The sequence below is a fragment of the Sporosarcina sp. FSL K6-1540 genome, assembly GCF_038620285.1.
GTDB classification, from domain to species: domain Bacteria; phylum Bacillota; class Bacilli; order Bacillales_A; family Planococcaceae; genus Sporosarcina; species Sporosarcina psychrophila.
In genome coordinates this window covers 763,206-782,713 of record NZ_CP152018.1, presented here as the reverse complement: position 1 = coordinate 782,713, position 19,508 = coordinate 763,206, and the positions used below count along the sequence as shown (strand labels likewise).

17 protein-coding genes are annotated in these 19,508 nt (G+C 40.0%); 15 read left to right on the top strand and 2 right to left on the bottom strand.

Translation table 11 applies throughout. The features are described from left to right. The first annotated feature begins 102 nt into the window (after positions 1-102). From MKY15_RS03490 to MKY15_RS03460, 7 genes are all read left to right on the top strand, one after another. Positions 103-1,254 (top strand): Gfo/Idh/MocA family oxidoreductase, encoded by a 1,152-nt coding sequence (locus MKY15_RS03490; protein WP_187045723.1) that lies wholly within the window; start codon positions 103-105, stop codon positions 1,252-1,254. A 28-nt stretch (positions 1,255-1,282) separates the two neighbouring features. Continuing rightward, on the top strand, positions 1,283-2,305 hold the full coding sequence (locus tag MKY15_RS03485) for an ABC transporter permease subunit (RefSeq protein WP_255428492.1): 1,023 nt from the start codon (positions 1,283-1,285) through the stop codon (positions 2,303-2,305). 12 nt (positions 2,306-2,317) lie between these two features. Next, complete coding sequence (locus MKY15_RS03480) at positions 2,318-3,196, top strand: carbohydrate ABC transporter permease (RefSeq protein ID WP_342538981.1); 879 nt, start codon at positions 2,318-2,320, stop codon at positions 3,194-3,196. A 16-nt stretch (positions 3,197-3,212) separates the two neighbouring features. After that, the gene (locus MKY15_RS03475; protein ID WP_187045721.1) at positions 3,213-4,829 is read left to right on the top strand and encodes an extracellular solute-binding protein; all 1,617 of its coding nucleotides are present in this window, start codon (positions 3,213-3,215) and stop codon (positions 4,827-4,829) included. Positions 4,830-4,897: 68 nt separating this feature from the next. Next, positions 4,898-5,545 (top strand): DUF624 domain-containing protein, encoded by a 648-nt coding sequence (locus MKY15_RS03470; RefSeq protein ID WP_342538980.1) that lies wholly within the window; start codon positions 4,898-4,900, stop codon positions 5,543-5,545. Positions 5,546-5,811: 266 nt separating this feature from the next. Beyond that, complete coding sequence (locus MKY15_RS03465) at positions 5,812-6,543, top strand: GntR family transcriptional regulator (RefSeq protein ID WP_342538979.1); 732 nt, start codon at positions 5,812-5,814, stop codon at positions 6,541-6,543. Between the two features lie 293 nt (positions 6,544-6,836). Continuing rightward, positions 6,837-8,222, top strand: a complete 1,386-nt coding sequence (locus tag MKY15_RS03460) for a S41 family peptidase (RefSeq protein ID WP_342538978.1) — start codon at positions 6,837-6,839, stop codon at positions 8,220-8,222. Between the two features lie 101 nt (positions 8,223-8,323). Here the strand turns inward: MKY15_RS03460 and MKY15_RS03455 are convergent, their stop codons facing one another. Further along, positions 8,324-8,464, bottom strand: coding sequence for a sporulation histidine kinase inhibitor Sda (locus MKY15_RS03455; protein ID WP_342538976.1), 141 nt, complete (start codon positions 8,462-8,464; stop codon positions 8,324-8,326). A 526-nt stretch (positions 8,465-8,990) separates the two neighbouring features. Here MKY15_RS03455 and MKY15_RS03450 point away from each other — a divergent pair. The 3 genes from MKY15_RS03450 to MKY15_RS03440 all read left to right on the top strand — a co-directional run bounded on the left by MKY15_RS03450 (position 8,991) and on the right by MKY15_RS03440 (position 12,583). Next, on the top strand, positions 8,991-9,770 hold the full coding sequence (locus MKY15_RS03450; protein ID WP_342538974.1) for a hypothetical protein: 780 nt from the start codon (positions 8,991-8,993) through the stop codon (positions 9,768-9,770). Positions 9,771-10,811: 1,041 nt separating this feature from the next. Further along, positions 10,812-11,240, top strand: coding sequence for a VOC family protein (locus MKY15_RS03445; RefSeq protein WP_338655333.1), 429 nt, complete (start codon positions 10,812-10,814; stop codon positions 11,238-11,240). A gap of 797 nt (positions 11,241-12,037) precedes the next feature. After that, on the top strand, positions 12,038-12,583 hold the full coding sequence (locus MKY15_RS03440; RefSeq protein WP_338655335.1) for a DL-endopeptidase inhibitor IseA family protein: 546 nt from the start codon (positions 12,038-12,040) through the stop codon (positions 12,581-12,583). A 91-nt stretch (positions 12,584-12,674) separates the two neighbouring features. Here the strand turns inward: MKY15_RS03440 and MKY15_RS03435 are convergent, their stop codons facing one another. Beyond that, the gene (locus MKY15_RS03435) at positions 12,675-13,832 is read right to left on the bottom strand and encodes a polysaccharide deacetylase family protein (RefSeq protein ID WP_342538973.1); all 1,158 of its coding nucleotides are present in this window, start codon (positions 13,830-13,832) and stop codon (positions 12,675-12,677) included. 1,128 nt (positions 13,833-14,960) lie between these two features. Here MKY15_RS03435 and MKY15_RS03430 point away from each other — a divergent pair. The 5 genes from MKY15_RS03430 (at position 14,961) to MKY15_RS03410 (ending at position 19,142) form a co-directional block, all read left to right on the top strand. Beyond that, positions 14,961-15,128, top strand: a complete 168-nt coding sequence (locus tag MKY15_RS03430; RefSeq protein ID WP_082786694.1) for a YezD family protein — start codon at positions 14,961-14,963, stop codon at positions 15,126-15,128. 79 nt (positions 15,129-15,207) lie between these two features. Beyond that, positions 15,208-16,263, top strand: coding sequence for a sulfate ABC transporter substrate-binding protein (locus tag MKY15_RS03425; protein WP_342538972.1), 1,056 nt, complete (start codon positions 15,208-15,210; stop codon positions 16,261-16,263). 80 nt (positions 16,264-16,343) lie between these two features. After that, positions 16,344-17,177 (top strand): sulfate ABC transporter permease subunit CysT, encoded by an 834-nt coding sequence (gene cysT / locus MKY15_RS03420; RefSeq protein WP_342538971.1) that lies wholly within the window; start codon positions 16,344-16,346, stop codon positions 17,175-17,177. Between the two features lie 11 nt (positions 17,178-17,188). Further along, positions 17,189-18,052 (top strand): sulfate ABC transporter permease subunit CysW, encoded by an 864-nt coding sequence (gene cysW, locus MKY15_RS03415; protein ID WP_338655343.1) that lies wholly within the window; start codon positions 17,189-17,191, stop codon positions 18,050-18,052. Positions 18,053-18,068: 16 nt separating this feature from the next. Further along, a complete protein-coding gene (locus tag MKY15_RS03410; RefSeq protein ID WP_342538970.1) occupies positions 18,069-19,142 on the top strand; it encodes a sulfate/molybdate ABC transporter ATP-binding protein in 1,074 nt (357 codons plus the stop codon). Positions 19,143-19,508 lie beyond the last annotated feature (366 nt).

Sequence of the window (19,508 nt, the reverse complement as noted above, 5' to 3'; positions counted from 1 at the left end):
AACAGGTAATTAATTTCATTAGGTACATAAGGAAAACGTTTTCCTGAAATCGGGGGATAAGTACCCAAAGTGAAAAAATTTGGATATAGATGGGGTGGGGACATGAAGAAAGTAAGAATGGGAATTATAGGAGCGGGTTTACGCGGTGGACTTGCACACTACTGGCATAAGTCGGAAGGGGAATCTGAAGTTGTTGCAATTGCAGATATTTCTAATGAACGCATTGCCAAGTTCCAAGAGAAATATGAGACACCGTTATATCAAACAAATGACTATAAAGAACTGTTAAAGCGTAATGATATCGATGCGGTTGCCGTATTGTCGCCGGATTATTTGCATGAAGAACATGTTATCGCGGCTCTTGAAGCAGGTAAACATGTCTATTCTGAAAAACCACTTGCTATTACGGTCGAGGGATGTGACCGAATTATTGAAGCGTGGGAGAAATCAGGCAAGCACTTGATGGTCGGTTTCAATATGCGTTATATGAGCATGTACCAGACGATGAAGGAATTAATTGACTCAGGTGCAATTGGGGAATTAAAAGCAATTTGGGTTCGTCACTTCGTCGGCTTTGGCGGTTATTTCTACTACCACGATTGGCACGGGAAATCAGAAAATACAACGTCACTTCTGTTACAGAAAGGTTCACATGACCTTGACGTTATCCATTGGATTTCAGGCAAGTATACGACAAAGGTTTCTGCATTTGGGAGCCTTGATTACTACGGAGGGGATATGCCGAACGACTTAACATGTCCCGAGTGTGAGTTAAAGAATACGTGCCCTGAGTATGTAGCACATACATTTACGCAATGTGCATTCCGAGAAGAAATCGATGTGGAAGACAATAACATGCTTATTATGGAACTTGAGGGCGGCATTAAGGCATCGTATCTTCAATGTCACTTCACACCAGATTATAATCGTAACTACACATTCATTGGAACAGAAGGCCGTATAGAGAATGATGATGTTAACGGAAAAATACACTTGAAAACGCGTAAAACAAACACATGGAAAGAGCTAAGTGATGTCACATACGATTTGAAACAAGAAGAAGGTAGCCATGGTGGGGCAGATCCGAAAATAACGCAAGACTTTATTGATTTAATCCTTCATGGTAAAGAGCCTCTTACTACGCCTTTCGCTGGAAGAATGAGTGTAGCGGTTGGATGTGCAGCAACAGAGTCAATTCGTGCAGGTGGTAAAGTCGTCAGGGTTTCACAAGAATCTAGCATCGTACACAGCTGAATGTGTTTGGAGGAAAAGGGGTCTGATCATGACGAATATTAGTGAGAGGGTAGGGTCTGCAGAGAAGAATGGCTTAAGTGAGGGAAAGAGGATGTTTAAAAGTCCTCAAAATAATCAGGGTCCCGAGAACGCGAGGAAAAGAAAAAAGGGAATTGGATGGAAAAAGGAAATCCGGAAAAACTGGGAACTTTATGTATTACTAACACCAGTCATTCTATACTTTCTTGTGTTCCATTACTTCCCGCTCTACGGTTTGCAAATTGCATTTAAAGATTTCATTGCGAATAAAGGGGTTACGGGCAGCCCTTGGGTAGGATTTAAGCACTTTGAGCGATTCTTTGATAGTTACTATTTCTGGAGACTTATTAAAAATACAGTCGGAATTGGTATTTTCACTTTATTGGTATCATTCCCAGTTCCGATTATATTGGCGCTCCTATTAAATGAAGTGAAAAGTTTACGTTATAAAAAATTCGTACAGACAGTTATCTACGCACCGCATTTCCTTTCAACAGTCGTTGTTGTGGGAATGATGCTACTGTTCTTGAAAACAGAGGGGCTAGTCAATCAGGTGGTTCGAATTTTCGGTGGGACACCAATCGATTTTATAACGGAGCCAGCTTGGTTTAAAAGTTTGTATGTATTGTCAGACGTCTGGCAAACGATGGGTTGGAGTTCAATTATTTACATTGCGGCATTAGCTGCAGTAGATCCTTCTCAACATGAAGCAGCAATGATTGATGGTGCATCAAGGTTCCAACGGATTATTAACATTAATATTCCTGCGATCATGCCTACAATCGTCATTCTCTTCATTTTGAATGCAGGGTCTGTTATGGCTGTTGGATTTGAAAAAGTATACCTTATGCAAAATGACTTGAATATGGTGACATCAGATGTCATCTCGACATTTGTGTATCGAAGCGGAATATTGGAAGCGCAATATAGCTTCTCTGCAGCAGTAGGACTATTCAACTCGCTCATTAACTTCTGTATGCTGATAATGGTCAATCAGATTGCGAAAAAAGTGAATGAGACAAGTCTATGGTAGGGGGTGGGTGCAGTGAGAGAGACGAAAACAGATCGTACGTTTACTATATTTAACTATGTGTTCCTTACCATTGTTGCCTTACTTGTCATCTATCCATTAGTTTTCGTGGTCAGTGCATCTCTAAGTAACCCACAATATGTGATATCGGGTGAGTTGTGGTTATGGCCGAAGGAATTTACGCTAGAGGCATATGAAAAGGTCTTCAAAAACCAGGCTATAATTAATGGGTTTGTCAACACGTTGAAGTATACAGTATTTGGAACGATTTTGAATGTCATTATGACTATTTTAGCAGCGTATCCATTGTCACGAAGAGATTTAAAGGGACGTGGTGTTATTATGGCGTTTATCATCTTTACGATATTTTTCAGTGGGGGACTTATCCCGACATATCTACTTATTCGTGATCTTGGAATGCTAGATACTTTTTGGGTCATGATTATTCCGAATGCCGTTGCGGTTTGGAATATCATTATTATGAGAACGTTTTTCCAGGCTATTCCTCAAGAGTTGGAAGAGTCAGCCAAAATGGATGGCAGTGGTAATTTCAGAATTCTTTGGAGTATTGTGTTGCCATTATCATTTCCAGTTATTGCCGTCATGGTGCTATTCTATTCAGTCGGCCATTGGAATTCATACTTCCAGGCATTGATTTATTTACAGGATGAAAATAAGTTTCCACTGCAATTGATACTTAGGCAAATTCTGATTCAAGGTCAGACTGATGACATGATTCAAGCAACGTCGGAAAGCTTTTTAGCGCAACAACTCAGTGTTGAAGGGCTAAAATATGCAGTACTGATTGTTGCCAACTTACCGATGCTCATGCTGTATCCATTTTTACAAAGGTACTTCGTGAAAGGCGTTATGATAGGTTCACTAAAAGGCTAATAAGGGGGAGAATGGTTTGAAGAGAAGGTATTTTTCAAGCGTAGCAGTAACTTTATTGTTAACAGCGGGGATTTTGGGGGCTTGTTCAAAAGACGATGAACCTGCTGAAAAAGGCGAAAATGCTGGTAATGTAAACGCAACGGGTATGCCAATTGTTGAAGAAAAGATTCAAGTCGATGGATTTGCAGCGAAATTCTTCTCTTCACAAGACTGGGACAGCCTTATGCTTTGGGAAGAGTATGAGAAAATGTCGAATGTTGAAGTGAATTGGACAACCGTACAAATTGAGGGATTAGCAGAGAAACGCAACTTGATGCTTGCAGCTGGGGATTATCCCGATTTTTACTTCGCTTCAGCTTTATCCAAAACAGATTTGATCAAATACGGAGAACAAGGTGTATTTATATCGTTAAATGACTATATAGATGAATACGCACCGAATTTCAAACAGCTACTTGATAAGTACCCTTCGGTGAAACAAGGTGTTACGATGGCGGATGGAAATATTTATGGTTTCCCTGCAATTTATGACCCGGAATTCGAAGCTTTACGTGCAGGTACACCGTGGATAAATAAAGATTGGCTTGAAAAATTGGAACTCAAAGCACCTGAAACACCGGATGAATTGTATGTAGTATTGAAAGCGTTCAAAGAACAAGATCCGAATGGTAATGGTAAAGCGGATGAGCTTGGATGGGGGAGCGGCTATGGCGTTGCTGAATTCACTAGCTATTTACGCGGAACCTATGGCTTGAACAAACAAGGGTCTATGAACATCAACCTCGACTTTAAAGAAGGTACGGAGGAGTTCCGTTTTGTTCCGGCCACAGATGAATACAAGGAAATGCTAACATTCTTGAACAAGCTATATAAGGAAGGTTTAGTTAACCAGGATGTGTTTACGACTGAACCACAGACGTTTTCTGCAGAAGCATCTAAAGGGAATTATGGTATGTTGAGTGAGGTTGACCCGAAAGAATTACTAAAACTCGACGGTTATGTTGGTGTACCGGTTCTTGAAGGTCCTACGGGGGAACGTGCTTATAACACAGTTTCCACTGGACTTGGAAATCTTGGCATGTTCGTTTTGACGGATAAAGCAAAAAATCCAGAAGCAATGGTTCGCTGGATGGATCACTTCTATGGGGAAGAAGGCAATAAAATGTTCTTCATGGGCTTCGAGGGTGTGACGTATGAGGAAGATGCAGAAGGAAACTTCAAGTATCTACCTGAAATCACGGACAATCCGAATGGCCTAAATATGGACCAAGCGATTAGCGAATACTTGACTTGGCCAGGGGGCTATTATCCTGGAATCGTTAGACAGCAATACTTCCAAGGAGCAGAAGGAAAAGAAGCTACTGCTGCAAATGCTGCGCAAACAAAACCCTATCGCATAAAAGATGAAGATATTATTCCTGGACTCAACTATACACTAGAAGAGAATGATAAAGTCAGTGCAGTTATGACAGATGTTCAAACATATGTGGATGAAATGACTGCTGCCTTTATTACGGGGAAACAGGACTTTAGCAAGTGGGATGAATACAAGAAAACACTTAATAAGATGGGATTACAATCGTATCTTGAAGTTGCTCAAGAGGCATACGAGCGTATGCAAAAAGAACAATAAAATAAAAATCAAAACTCATATGAAGAGTTACCTTCATATGAGTTTTACCTTTTAATGGAGGTCATTACATGAGCGCAAACGGATGGAAAGGTAAACTTTATTGGTTCGTGGAAGTTGTAACAATGCTCGCGGTGTTGCAACTCATGTGGATTGGGTTGACACTACTTGGCCTAGTAGTTTTGGGCATATCACCGGCTACTGTAGGGTTATTCGTTGTCATGCGAAAAAGATTACAAGGTCAAGACAGTTTACGATCGCTAACAAGCAATTATTGGGCGACGTATAAAGCTGAGTTCATTAATTCGAATAAGATTGGTATTATTTTGATTGTCATTGGCTATTTTCTCGTTCTTAATTTGCGTATTGTGCTGACGATTAATGGGACCTTTGGATTGTTGATGATAACGTTGATGGTCATGATTTCGATTCTTTATGCTGTGATGGTGATGAATATTTTTCAAGTGTTTGCTAACTACGAACTGCCACTTTTACGATATTTCTCTGCATCGCTGTTACTAAGTATTTCCTACCCGATTCAAGTGATTGGATCTGTTATGGGACTTTATGTGTTTTACCGAGGATTCCTGATTATTCCGGGGTTGCTTCCGTTTTTCGGAATCAGTGTATCGATTCTATTTTTAACATGGATGTCCTCGCAAATTTTCCGTTTGAAAGGTGAATCGGATGGTTCATCTCAAGTGGAAGAAGTTAAATGAATACCAATAATAAACTGAGCGAAGGTTCCATTTGATACCAGTAACTGGGTGCGAGATAGCACAGTGGTCATATTTAGGACGGGAGGCATCCCCGAGCGCCGGAGCGGATTTGAAGAAAATCTATATTTCAACCCTTCACAGGCATGAAATGGACAATTTGTAAGGGTTCTATTCCTGATTAGCATAATGGCGTGTTCAATTGTTGCGAGTCTTGTTGAAATGATGGTAGATTGAAGAGTAAGAACTATGAAAAAGGATGAAGTGTGATGAAACCATTAGATCAAGGAAGTATCATTCCATTATATCATCAATTGAAACAAAGATTAGATACACGCATCCGAGCAGGGGAATGGAAGCCAGGCGATAAAATTGATTCGGAAAATATCTTGATGGACATATTTCATGTGAGTCGGAATACAGCGAAGAAAGCGATTGAAGAATTGGTCCAGGAGGGCGTACTTTATCGGATACAAGGAAAAGGCACCTTTGTTTCTAGACCTAAATTTGAACAATCATTAACTGGATTTTATAGCTTTAGCCGTGTTTTACGTGAAAAGGGACTGCATCCTACTGACCGTGTACTTGAAGTAAAGGAAGTTGCCCCTTCTGCAACTGTGAGAGCGGGATTGCAGCTTCCAGCGGGTGAAAATGTAATTGAAATGAAAAGGCTACGCTGTGCGGATGGAGAACCGATTATTCTTGAATCATCATTTATGCCGAAATCAGTTATTCAAGATATGGCTGTTTTGTATGAAGTCGGAACATCATCATTGTACGATTTGTTGGATGAACGTTATGGCGTGATAGTTGTCCGTGCGAAAGAAACCTTTGAACCCGTTTTAATAAGGGAAGAGGAAAGTGACCTTCTCGAGACGGACGTTGGAAAACCTGCTTTGCTTTTGGAAAGAACAGCATATGATACGAATGGGCAACCAGTAGAATTTTGTATTTCGATTGTGCGGGGAGATCGTTGTAGATTTTACACAGAATTAGTATAAACTCATGGAATTTTCTATGGGTTTATTTGTGTTGCTAAATATGTTGAACAAATGATTACCTGTATAACCCAAGCGAAGGCGCCTTATAAGGGATAACCGAAGCTGCTGGGTTTATGGCGGGAGGCATCCCCTAGCGCCGTAGAGGATTTGAAGGGTATCTTTATTTCAACATATATGATTCAATTCGAACATTACTCGTATAGTTATCCGAATACTTTTAATCTAACTTGGAGCCTATCAATGAAAAGCGTATAATAGAAGAAAGTTGAAATTAATAGGAGGGATTAATCAGCGTGAAGATAAGCCTGAAATCATTTGTGTTGTTATTTGCCATGCTATTCGTATTACTTCCACAGGTAACTTCCGCGTCAGCAGAACCGCTTGATGAAATCCGGCAATTGGTGCGTGATTTCTATGTCGATGACGTGCCGGAATCGGTGTTGTCTAAGGGCACAGTTAATGAGATTACAAAGCATCTCGATCCCCATTCCGTCTATATGAGTGCGAAGGAGTACCAAGGATTCGTAAATGGGATTGAGCAGCGGATAGTTGGAATTGGTGTTGTGCTAGAAGAGGATTTGAAAGGTGTTAAAGTCATTTCGGTTATTCCGGAAGGGCCTGCAGCGAGAGCGGAAATACAACCGGGTGATGTGATTACACATGTAAATGGGAAAAGCATCGTAGGGAAGTCAATTCAGACTGCGATATCGTTAATTAGCGGAGAAGAAAAAACAGTGGTTACGGTAACGATTAACCGGATTGGCCAACGAGACCCTATCACCAAAAAAATTACGCGGGAAGAGATTACGCTGCCGAATGTTGAATATGAAATGCTTGGCGGCAATATTGCCTACATTCGACTGAACAGTTTTGCAATGGAATCCTCGAGAGAAATGAACAAAGCAATTCAATCTTTAAGCGAAGCAGATGGATGGATTGTTGATTTGCGTAACAACGGCGGCGGTTACATAACAGCTGCACAGGACATTGCGGGGTTCTTTCCAAATACAGTAAACGCGTTTCAATTAAGGGAAAAGAACAGTAAGCCGATGACTTATCCGTCGACTATTCAACCAAGAAAGTTTAACGGACCAACGCATGTTTTGATTAATGAATACAGTGCGAGTGCTTCGGAAATGGTCTCTGCGACAGTGAAAGAGCAAAAGACGGCTACTTTATACGGTCAAACGAGCTACGGTAAAGGTACGATGCAAGCGATGTATGGATTTGATGATGGCAGTGTGTTGAAAATGACGACTGCAAGATTTTATTCGCCGGGCGGACAATCAGTAGATAAAGTGGGTGTTAAGCCGGATGTCATAACCAAAAAAGAGGCTGAGCTCGAAGTGTCCCATCATGATCAGTTACTTAAAAAGCTGAAGGGATACAAACAGCTTCCTGAACTTGTGAATGTCCCCGTCAGCAAGAAGTTTACGGTTGAAATGAATACAACAATGAATTGGAAAAACATCGATAAAAAAACGGTTCAACTTATCCAATTGGGAGGACAAGAGATCGGGGCTTCTATAAAGGTTGTGAATGCAACTACAGTTACTGTTGTTCCGAATAAACCATTGATAGCGGGAAGTAGATATGTACTTGTGATTCATCCGCTTTATAAAAATACGCAAAATAAACCGATGAAACAAGGCGTATACTTAGAAGTATCGGTTAAATAAATAAGCACCGGGTTTTCGTCGACTTTAAGAAATATAAAGTTGGGTGAAACCTGGTGCTTTTTTTCTTGGAATATGAAATTCATTTTAAGAAATTTATAAAATCAAGAAGAAATTTGAACTTCATAGTGTAAAGAGCGTCGACGAATTTCCGCTTCTAACAATTGAATAAAGTGAGGGCATAGTTTGATGTCTTTTGCCTTGAAATAGGATTCAATCAACAAGTCATCAGGTAATTTACTCATCTGGGGTTCCACCTCCAATCGTATAGATTATAGATTATGTGTACTATATTGAAATGTGTATGCATAAGATGATATGTAACAAGGTTGTACTCTTAATCTACCAAAGATTCGGATTAAGAACAACTGTTCCTTTATCCACAGTTGACGGTGGGTAAGCTGTGGTTAATATGTTTGTAATGGCTACGGATACATAGGGAGTGGTGGGTATAACGTTAGCAACTTTATCCACAGATGTTAAAAACGCAGATTTTGTCGAAACATTTTTTTGGATTTCTGATGAATTTTGGTGTGAAATAGTTATTATGTCTATTCTAAAACAAACAGAATAAACATGAATATTTGAGTAATATGCATTCTATCTGTCCTGATTAGGCGAATCCCTTTAAGTTATTTCGGTAATTGCATTAAAAATAGGTTTTTAAGAATATAAGTACGGGTTGAAGGAATAGAGTAGAATAATCAAGTTGCTGTGTGGTAATTAGTGAAAAGTGAATTTTATTAATGACTAAGAATGGGAGGGCATGGATTGCACTGCATAAATTGCGGACATGAACAAAGTGAAGGTAAATTCTGTGCGGTTTGTGGCGTGGTTTTGGGCGACATTCTGATTGAAGGGGAGCAAACAAGAAATCGGTCATCTGCAAGATATAACCAACAATCAAATGAATACATCGAAAAGGTTAAAAATGCATCTAAAATGTACTGGAACTATTTCCTGAACTATTTGAGGCAACCTTCTCTGGCGCTTAAACAAGGTGAAAAGGAGTTTTTGAATGGCATAATAAATATAGTAACTATGGCATTTATTATTGGTTTATTTTTATTTACCTCCATGAAACGTGTTGCATCGTCATTTCTTGAAGCTTCGCACGAACTGTCATTTACCTCAGTGATTGGTAGTTCTTTATTATTTGTGTTTATCAGCACAGCAATTATTATCGCATCATTGTTCCTAACGATTAAGTTTCTCGGTTCTGAACACTCATTCAAAAGTATCGCTGGCATTTACGGAACGCATCTTATCCCATCCACATTCCTCGTATTGATATCCTTTATTTTGCTCCCATTAAAAGCGTACACCTACAGTAACTTTCTTCTATCGTTTGCACTCCTATTTGCATTTTTTATCATACCGCTGTATATTCTGATAAAATTACTGACCAAAGCAGAAGAGGGGATTGATCCGCTGTACTGCGTCCTCGCCTATATTGTCATTTTTGGAATTGCTTTTTCGATCTACCTTTTTCTTTTAGAAGGTTCTTTAATTGTTGATGTGTTGAATGGGTGGATGGTAGGCAAACTGTGAATGATGAACGGATAAAAAGTAGCATCTCAGAACTAGTTATAGGTTCGGGGATGCTGCTTTTTAATGTTTCATTCCGGTCTGTTGATTAAACATTTATTTGCATAAAATTCTGGTGAGAAGGGCTTGATGACCTTGATTTTCACTGGACTATTTTCGGCTAACTATTCAAGTGAAAAATGCAGTAGTTTTGGAAGAAAAAATGGATGACATTCTATGTAGTGTGTAAGTGCCCGAAGATGCAATTTCGGGCACACTTGCAAGTTGTATAATGCGTTCCTTTCATACTTTTAGTAAAGATTATGGACCTAATTCATGTGATGTCTTATTGAAAGTGACACTTCTTTATTAAAAAAAGAAAAAACCATATATGTTGAATTAAAGAATCCCATTGAATCTACTGTAGCGCTTAATAAGGAGAGAGTTATAATTCGGAGGGCACTGAAAAAGTACGATTTCCTTCAATCCCGTTGATTTCCGTTCCGAGCGGACGCTTTCCGCGGGCACGGCTTCAGCCTCCTCGTCACTGCGTTCCTGCGGGGTCTTCAGCTCGCGCTGTTCCCGCTGGAGTCGCCGCTCTTCACTACAATCAACTAGTTGATACTATATAAATTGAAATAAAGAATTCCATTGAACCGCTACGGCGCTAGGGGATGCCTCTCGCCATAAGCCAGATGAGGTATTCTTTAACCTATCTGGAATAACCTCTTGGCATTAACTGTATAATTTCTGCAAAGAACGCAGAAATTATACAAACCGAACTCTTCGTTGTTCGGTTGGCTACCCCTGTTAAGGCGCCTTCGCTCAGTATATATACCGGATTCAACATATAAAATTATATTCAAGAAATCCGCACTCTAGGTTGCAGATTCCATCACAGATAATGAAATGCGCTTTTTCAAATAAGACCATCCAGCGCAGGCGCGGTTTACGATTTGACCGCGTGAAAGTACCTCGCATGACACCGAAACAAAAGAAGTGTTACACTATTGGGACAAGACACTTAACAATAAAGATTAGTTAAAAATCGAAGGAGTGATGGTAATGGCTGTTGATGTTTATCTTAATTTTAACGGGAATTGTCGTGAAGTGGTGAATTTTTATGCTGAGGTATTTGGAATAGAAAACCCGAAAATAATGACATTCGGAGAAATGCCACCTAATCCGGAATATCCACTTCCAGAAGAAGCGAAAGATCTTGTTATGCACTCCCGTCTGAATATTAGCGGAAGCAATGTTATGTTTTCAGATGTGTTTCCTGGAATGCCATTTATTGAAGGCAATAACATTAGCCTCGCAATCGTTAGTAAGGATTTAGAAGAGATTACATCTGCATTTAGTAAACTGAAAGAAGGCGGCAAAGTAGTTATGGAACTCCAAGAGACACCCTGGAGCAAATCCTACGGCCAATTAACGGACAAGTTCGGGATTATTTGGCAATTTAATTACGACAGTGGAGAAACTTTCATGTGATTTAACAACACTGAAAAGTAAAACGCAATGCGCAGACTTCAAAGCGAATTGCGTTTTTTTCATTGTCTAGATTCCAGCGCTTTTCTTAAATTCAATACGTATCACTCCCTTTACTCGCATATACATAATTGGTAGGACTTACAGCTATATATATGTTGAATTAAAGAATCCCATTGAATCTACGGTAGCGCATAATAAGGAGAGAATTGTAATTCGTTGTGGATTGTAGAACGCTTGGCGCTTTGGGATGCCTTTCGCCATAAGCCTGGATTAGCGCTTCGCATCCGGTCTTACAGCTTCGGCGACCCCTTTGTCGCGCCTGCGCTAGAGTGTTCATTATCGAGAGAAATGTAATTTTGAGATGTATATGCCGAGACTATAAGGTGATTACTTTTTGATACTATTTATATTCAAGAAAGACACACTCCAGGTTGCAGATTTCATCGCAGATAATGAAAAGCTCTTTCTCAAATAGACCATCCAGCGCAGGCGCGACTTCGTGGTAGCCGGAGCGATAAGACTGAAAGCGATCTTCTTTCTGGCTTATCGCGGGAGGCATCCACAAAGCGTCCAAGCGGTATTGGCAGGAATTCTAATTAGTTCTAAGTATTGGGACTTTTTCAAAGGCCTCCTAAAAGCCCTTGTAAAGCGCATGCGCCGTATTCATTTGTTCAACATATGTAGGTTGAATTCGTTACGGTGCTAGGGGATGCCTCCCACCTAAGATTATATAGACTTTTATTTGTTCAATATACATACGACTTGAAAGTTATAAATATATGAGAGGTGGCATGGAATTGAAAAAGTTGTGGCTATTTAGCTTGTCGCTATTGCTGTTGTTATGTACTGCTTGCCAGCAATCGGCTGTTGCCGAGGTGGAAGAAAGTGAAGTTCATTCGGAGAAAGCGGTGGAGATTGCTGCAAGTTGGGCGGCGACGGCGAGTCTTGTGCAAGCAGGTGGGGTTTATATAGAAGGGGAATATATGAGGTTCAACTATAAAGGTAAGACATATCGCTACATGGCTAGCCACTTGGATACGAAGAAGGAAATGAGGGTCGAATTAGAGAAGTCAGTAACAAAAAAAGTTGCCAAACAATTTATGAAGGACCAAAATTTTATTAAACAACAAAGGAGGTTGGCGCAGGTAGAGGTTGACGGTGAATCGCTTCTTCAGTGGAGTGAGGCGACAGCAAAATTGGTGAAATCGAAAAAGAATAAAAGCGTATTCGAAGTGAGAGTACCCGTAGGCTATACAGGGGAATTTGATACGTTCGAAGTTACGTACGAATACGTGAGGAAATCAGGTTGGCGTATAAGTAAACTTCCGGAATATAAGAAATAAAAGATGAAACCTCCCCGTGAGTTGGGAAAGGTTTCATCTTTTTTGATTATAAGAACAGAGTCCCGGATGGCTGTCATCTAGCAAAGAAATTTTATCTTCCTTGCAATTTATCCGCAAATTGCTTCAAGTTCATGTTGGAGTGAATGCGCTGACGTTTTAGATCGAAGAGGGAATCTCCCTGGAAGACATTGCCCTCATCAATTGTATACGCACTCGTTATCCCGGCGGATTGTAAGGCGTAAATTGCCGCCAAACTGCGTTTTCCATACGGGTATGCGTGGGCCATAACTTGATAGTCCCCGCCAATAATTTGTTCGATGGTTTCATTTGCTGTTTGGATGTCCTCAAAGATTGCTAGTTCCGATTCATATTGTAACAGGCTTAGGTTGGTAAATGAATTAAACATATGGAATAAATGTGTGTGGTTTTGATAGGAATAGACATCCTGTGTCTGAATGATATCTTGTTCTGAAACCGTGCTGATTCGATCGATACGACTTGTAATCAGGAAAGAAGTAGCTTGGAATCCGTGATTTTTCAAAATAGGATAGGCTAAGTCAATTGTCGATTTGTAGCCGTCATCGAATGTGATTAGAACTGACTTCTTTGGAAGTGTTCCCTTTTTAGCAACCCAAGATTCTAACTGTTGTGGAGTGAGTGTCGTCCAGTTGTTTGCCTTCAAATAGTCCATCTGCTCTTTAAACTTAGCAATTTCTAATGTTGATGCATTTTGGTCGGTTTTACTACGCACAAGATCGTGATACATCAAGACAGGGATACCAGGTTCGATGAGCAGCTCGTTCTTATGTATATACCCCGTTTTACCACCTATTAAGACGGGATAATAATTACCCTTTAATCTTTGTACATTAATCGTCATATTCGGTTGGATGTGTCCAATGCTATTCGCTTTAACTGCTGGGCGATCCAAGATTTGTACAGGCTTTGAAGTCTTGGCTCGAACTGGATGTGCAGCTTTCCAGTTATTCGGTGGATCCTTAATAATTACAGCTTTCTTTTTCGAGAGTTTAACTTGATCGTTTCCAATGAACGTATGATAAAAAAGGTTCGATTCATTTACCACGGTGTGTGAAGTACCTTTTAGGAATACAGCGACCTTCTGGTAGTCATCGAAAACAGGAGTGGTTTCGGTAATTTTTATCGATTTGACAGTTGATGCTTCAGTTGCTTCTGTGAAAGTTGGAAATGCTACAAGTAATAGTAGGAAAAACAGTATAAATTTCTTCAATCTTAAGTATGCCCCTTTATTCTAGTTTCTATCTCTATGATAGATAGATTGGGAGAAACTAGCAAGGTGTAGTTGAATTAAATAATAAGTATAGAATAATCAAACTTATCAACAAAAGCGGTGGATATCCTGTGAGTAACTTGTTTGAAATGTTAATAAATACAGATAATTCGGTCTGAGTGATGTTAATAACTTTATCCACAGTCATGTGTGAAGGAGAGTTTTATGCTAACAGATAGAAAGTGACACTGTCTTCCATTCGAAAAGAAATGCTATAAAGAAGGAGTAAGCAGTCAAACATCCCGATAATTGTAGAGTAGTCGTTTAGTCCAAAGCGATTCAAAAGCACCTGTACATAGGGTATCTAGTGTTTTATCACAAAAATAAGTAGTCACTTACGGGTTTACTTTGGCTAAGTAACATATGTTAAACAAATGATTCGCTATACAAACTGAGCGAAGGCATCCCAAGCGCCGAGCGTTGTTGAGAGGATTCTTTATGTTAACAAATATAGGTAATTAGTTGTAATTATACGGGTTAATTGTAATTCACTCCTTTATTTTAAAAATGCGTCTAGACAGATTAGAAAGGATACGCTATAATCTTATTAATCTAACAAAACATATAGAGTTACTTGGTTATTGAAGAGGTACCGTTGCTGATTAGTGTTCGGAGCAAGTTATCCAGTCGTTGAAATGAATTTAATAAAACCAGAGAAAGAGTCTGTATAGGAACCTCTCCCTTGGTCTTTCATAGTAAAAAGATAGTAGCTGATCGGAAAACCGAAGGCTCTCAACCGAATTTAATGTTGAGAGCCTTTTTGTTTGTTTAAAATCATAGACAGTGTCAGCCACGTAAGGAATGTATGTGGACGAAAGAAATATAATGGGAGGTTTTTATTGTGCAGTATAGTTATGTTTCGCTTCTTAAATGTCCTAAACGTCCCTCTCCATAAAAAGGCTAATTCGTTTACTCAGATATGAAAACTGCATATAAAAGGCTGCTGATCAGACGATTGAAGGCTCCTTGAAATCTATTATTCTTGTGAATATAGGCTTCTTGGAGCCTTTTATTATAATAATCGACTACATTAGCTGAGATATTAAAAATGAAAATAGGAGGCCTCACATGGTAGAAAAACAAATCGATGAGCAATGGATTGAGTGTATTGTACTGTCAGTGAAAGAAATCAAATGCGGATCGGTGGAAATAGTTATTCATGACTCGCAAATTAAGCATATTGATCGGCTGGAAAAGAGACGGTTTTCTTTAAAAAGTCAACAACTTGAGCAATGAAGACAAATGAAGATACAATCATAAACCAATCAAAAAGGGTTCTTATAAAGAATTGAAAATAGAAGTGGAGGTTAATAGGATGAAGAAAAATACGACAATAATCAAGTTTTTAGTGGGCATCACTGCAACGGTTGGGATTTTAACAGGATGTGGTGGTACTGAAAAAAGTGGGGATCAAACTGCCTCTGCTGAAAAGAAGAATTCAGTCGAGCTGTTAAATGTATCCTACGATCCAACGCGTGAGTTATACGAGGAGTTTAATAAAGAATTTGCTGCACATTGGAAAGATGAAACCGGACAGGAAGTGACTATTCAGCAGTCGCATGGTGGATCAGGAAAACAAGGTCGAGCAGTAATTGACGGTCTAGAAGCAGACGTTGTCACACTGGCCCTTGCTTACGATATTGACGAAGTCGCCGCCGCCCGTGACCTGCTAGCAGAAAACTGGCAAACTAGATTGGAAAATAACTCAACACCATACACGTCAACGATTGTTTTCCTAGTTCGAAAAGGCAATCCACAAGGCATTAAAGATTGGGATGACTTAACGAAAAAAGGTGTTTCCGTTATAACACCAAATCCGAAAACATCAGGCGGTGCACGTTGGAATTACTTGGCGGCTTGGGCATATGCAGATAAGAAATTTAATGGGGATGAAACGAAAGTGAAAGAATTTGTTGGCGATCTTTATAAAAACGTTGAAGTACTAGATTCTGGGGCTCGCGGCTCAACGACAACTTTTGTTGAACGAGGTATTGGAGACGTATTACTTGCTTGGGAGAATGAAGCCTTCTTAACCTTAAATGAACTTGGAAAAGGTGAATTTGAAATTATCGTCCCATCACTCAGTATTTTAGCAGAGCCGCCAGTTGCAGTTGTGGATAAAATCGTCAAGAAGAAAGGCACAGAAGAAGTCGCACAGGCCTATCTGGAATACCTGTATACAGAAACTGGACAGGAAATTGCTGCGAAAAACTACTATCGTCCCCGTGACCCAGAGGTATTAAAAAAATATGCAGATCAATTCCCAGACATTAACTTCGTTACAATTGACGATGACTTCGGTGGCTGGAAAGAAGCCCAGGAAAAACACTTTAATGACGGCGGTACCTTCGATGAAATATACCTACCGTAGTAGTGTCTAATTAAAAAATCCAATTGATAAGTTGGAGTAGAGGCGTTAAAACATTTAACTACAGAAGTGAAGGTGAAGGAATGGCAAAGAAATGGAGATTAAAGAAACATAGTATATTGCCGGGATTCGGGCTATCGCTCGGATTCACGATGCTGTATCTCAGCTTGCTCGTTTTACTTCCGCTCTCCATGATTTTCATTAATACCTCATCAATGGGCTGGTCAGATTTTTGGGCAACGGTAACAGAACCACGCGTCATTGCATCGTACAAAATAAGTTTTGGTACCGCATTTGCAGCAGCCTGCATTAATCTGCTATTCGGTGTATTGATTGCCTGGGTACTCGTTCGCTATTCGTTCCCTGGCAAGCGAATAATTGATGGATTGGTAGATTTACCATTTGCACTCCCAACAGCTGTTGCGGGTATCGCATTAACAACACTGTATACGGAAAAGGGTTGGATTGGTCAGTTTTTATCGTTTAAAGTTGCGTTTACGCCTCTCGGTATTACGATTGCATTAACATTTATCGGCTTGCCATTCGTCGTCCGAATGGTGCAGCCGGTTCTTCAAAATCTTGAACGGGAAATGGAAGAGGCATCTGCTATTTTAGGCGCAAATCGTTTTCAAACGTTTGTTAGAGTAATTGTTCCAGAAATTTTACCAGCAGCAATGACGGGTTTTGCTTTAGCATTTGCCCGTGCGATTGGCGAGTATGGCTCGGTGGTCTTCATTGCGGGTAATATGCCGATGAAGACCGAGATAACACCGCTCATTATTATGACAAAACTTGAACAATACGATTATGCTGCTGCTACAGCAATTGGGGCAGTCATGCTCATTTTCTCATTTATTATATTGTTATTTATTAACGGGTTGCAATGGTGGACTAATCGGAAACTTGTTCATAATTAGGAGGGGATTCCATGGCAGAACAGAGTCAGAGGCAGTTGGTTAGTAAGAAAGGGAGCAAGCGGACTACAGATGCTCAGCCTTGGGTTCGTATTCCGCTAATTGCGATTGCACTCGGATTTCTATTGCTTTTTCTAGTATTACCGCTTGTTGCAATCTTTATAAAAGCTTTTGAAAAGGGAGCAGGCGTCTATGTAGCTGCAATTACAGACCCGGACGCACTATCGGCAATCAAACTAACATTACTTGTCGCCATACTTACGGTGCCACTAAACGCGATTTTTGGAATTGCAGCTGCATGGGCAATTACTAAGTTTGAATTTAAAGGGAAGAGTCTTTTAATTACCTTGATTGACTTGCCGTTTGCAATTTCACCAGTTATTGCAGGTCTCGTGTTTGTTTTATTATTCAGTGCCCACGGGTTGTTCGGTGAATTTTTGTTTGCAAATGATATTAAAATTCTTTTCGCCGTCCCGGGCATAGTGCTTGCCACATTGTTTGTGACATTCCCGTTTGTTGCACGTGAGTTGATCCCACTTATGCAGGCGCAAGGAACGGCGGAAGAAGAAGCCTCATTAACACTTGGAGCAGGCGGATTTAAAACATTCTTGCATGTCACGCTGCCAAATATCAAGTGGGGATTATTATACGGTGTCATTCTTTGTAATGCGCGTGCAGTCGGCGAATTTGGCGCTGTCTCGATTGTTTCGGGGCATATTCGCGGACTTACGAACACGATGCCGTTACATATTGAAATTTTGTACAATGAATATCAATTTTCCGCAGCGTTCGCTGTTGCATCTCTTATGTCCATTTTAGCGATTATTACGCTAGTTTTGAAAAACTTCATTGAATGGAAAACAAGTCAGCAGGGATAGAAAAGGAGGTCTCCAAATGAGTATTCAAATAAAAGAAGTGTCGAAGAAGTTTGGCTCGTTTGATGCACTGAAAGATATTAACCTCGACATTAAAACAGGAGAGCTCGTGGCGTTGCTTGGACCATCTGGATCGGGCAAAACGTCGCTACTGCGCATAATTGCAGGACTTGAAGAGGCGGATCATGGGGTTGTCTTATTCGGTGAGGAAGACATGACCCATATTCGCACGACAGAACGAAAGGTTGGTTTCGTTTTTCAGCATTATGCCCTGTTTAAACATATGACGGTTTTTGATAATGTTGCATACGGATTGAAAGTGCGATCCAAAAAAGAACGACCAACTAAAAAAGAGATTGCTGCGAAAGTGAATGAATTACTAGGACTTGTAAAGTTAGAAGCATTTGCTACTCGTTATCCATCTCAACTATCGGGGGGGCAAAGACAGCGTGTTGCACTAGCTCGGGCGCTTGCAGTGGAACCAAAAGTACTGTTACTTGATGAACCATTTGGTGCGCTCGATGCAAAAGTACGGAAAGAACTGCGACGTTGGTTGCGAAGATTGCATGATGATTTTCATATTACGAGTATATTTGTGACGCATGATCAGGAAGAGGCTCTTGACGTGGCGGACCGGATTGTTGTTATGAATGAAGGGAAGATTGAACAGATAGGTAGCCCGGAAGAAGTTTATGATCATCCAAACAGTCCGTTTGTATATGATTTTCTAGGAAATGTGAATATTTTTCATGGGCGCTTGCAAAATGGCAAGCTACTCAATGTACATGTCGATTTGGATGCGGTAGATCTTGAAAGAGCTGAAAATAAGTTGGCTATTGGTTATGTTAGGCCACATGATGTGACGATTGAACGAGAAAGTACAGATGCGGAAGCAGTTAAAGCAAAAATTATCCATATACATGTCGTGGGGCGCACTGTGCAAGTGGAACTTAAACGACAAGATAACGATCAATTTCTCGAAGCAGAATTGACGAAAGAGAAATACCGGGAGCTAAATGTGAAAGCAGGTGAAGATGTATATATCAAACCGAATCAACTTCGTGTTTTCATTCCAGAAGACTTCTCGATTTGAAGCGATGATCGATAATAAGATTTAAATAGAACACGTAAGCTACCTGATGCCGAATTTCTATTGGCATCAGGTAGTTTGCGTTCTTCGGAGTACTTTCATTGTGTCGTAATTGTATTGGTGACTGTCAGTTTCTCGAAAGTAAAGAATAATCAAAACTTATTAACAAAAGCAGTGGATATCATGTGAGTAACCTGTTGGAATTGTTAATCAATATAGATAAATCAGTCGGTTTAGTGTTAGTAACTTTATCCACAATGTAGAATGATGCGCTTTATTGTCGAAAGATAGTAGGGAATAAAGTGGGGAAATTCTTTGGCTTACTATATAGATTGAAAAAAGATTCCCTTAAAATCCGCTAGAGGATCC

Excerpts from the sequence above, each read along its gene's own strand:
- MKY15_RS03490 (WP_187045723.1), top strand. The coding sequence starts at position 103 with ATGAAGAAAGTAAGAATGGGAATTATAGGAGCGGGTTTACGCGGTGGA.
- MKY15_RS03485 (WP_255428492.1), top strand. The coding sequence starts at position 1,283 with ATGACGAATATTAGTGAGAGGGTAGGGTCTGCAGAGAAGAATGGCTTA.
- MKY15_RS03470 (WP_342538980.1), top strand. The coding sequence starts at position 4,898 with ATGAGCGCAAACGGATGGAAAGGTAAACTTTATTGGTTCGTGGAAGTT.
- MKY15_RS03465 (WP_342538979.1), top strand. The coding sequence starts at position 5,812 with ATGAAACCATTAGATCAAGGAAGTATCATTCCATTATATCATCAATTG.
- MKY15_RS03455 (WP_342538976.1), bottom strand. The coding sequence starts at position 8,464 with ATGAGTAAATTACCTGATGACTTGTTGATTGAATCCTATTTCAAGGCA.
- MKY15_RS03445 (WP_338655333.1), top strand. The coding sequence starts at position 10,812 with ATGGCTGTTGATGTTTATCTTAATTTTAACGGGAATTGTCGTGAAGTG.
- MKY15_RS03430 (WP_082786694.1), top strand. The coding sequence starts at position 14,961 with ATGGTAGAAAAACAAATCGATGAGCAATGGATTGAGTGTATTGTACTG.
- MKY15_RS03425 (WP_342538972.1), top strand. The coding sequence starts at position 15,208 with ATGAAGAAAAATACGACAATAATCAAGTTTTTAGTGGGCATCACTGCA.
- cysT (WP_342538971.1), top strand. The coding sequence starts at position 16,344 with ATGGCAAAGAAATGGAGATTAAAGAAACATAGTATATTGCCGGGATTC.
- cysW (WP_338655343.1), top strand. The coding sequence starts at position 17,189 with ATGGCAGAACAGAGTCAGAGGCAGTTGGTTAGTAAGAAAGGGAGCAAG.
- MKY15_RS03410 (WP_342538970.1), top strand. The coding sequence starts at position 18,069 with ATGAGTATTCAAATAAAAGAAGTGTCGAAGAAGTTTGGCTCGTTTGAT.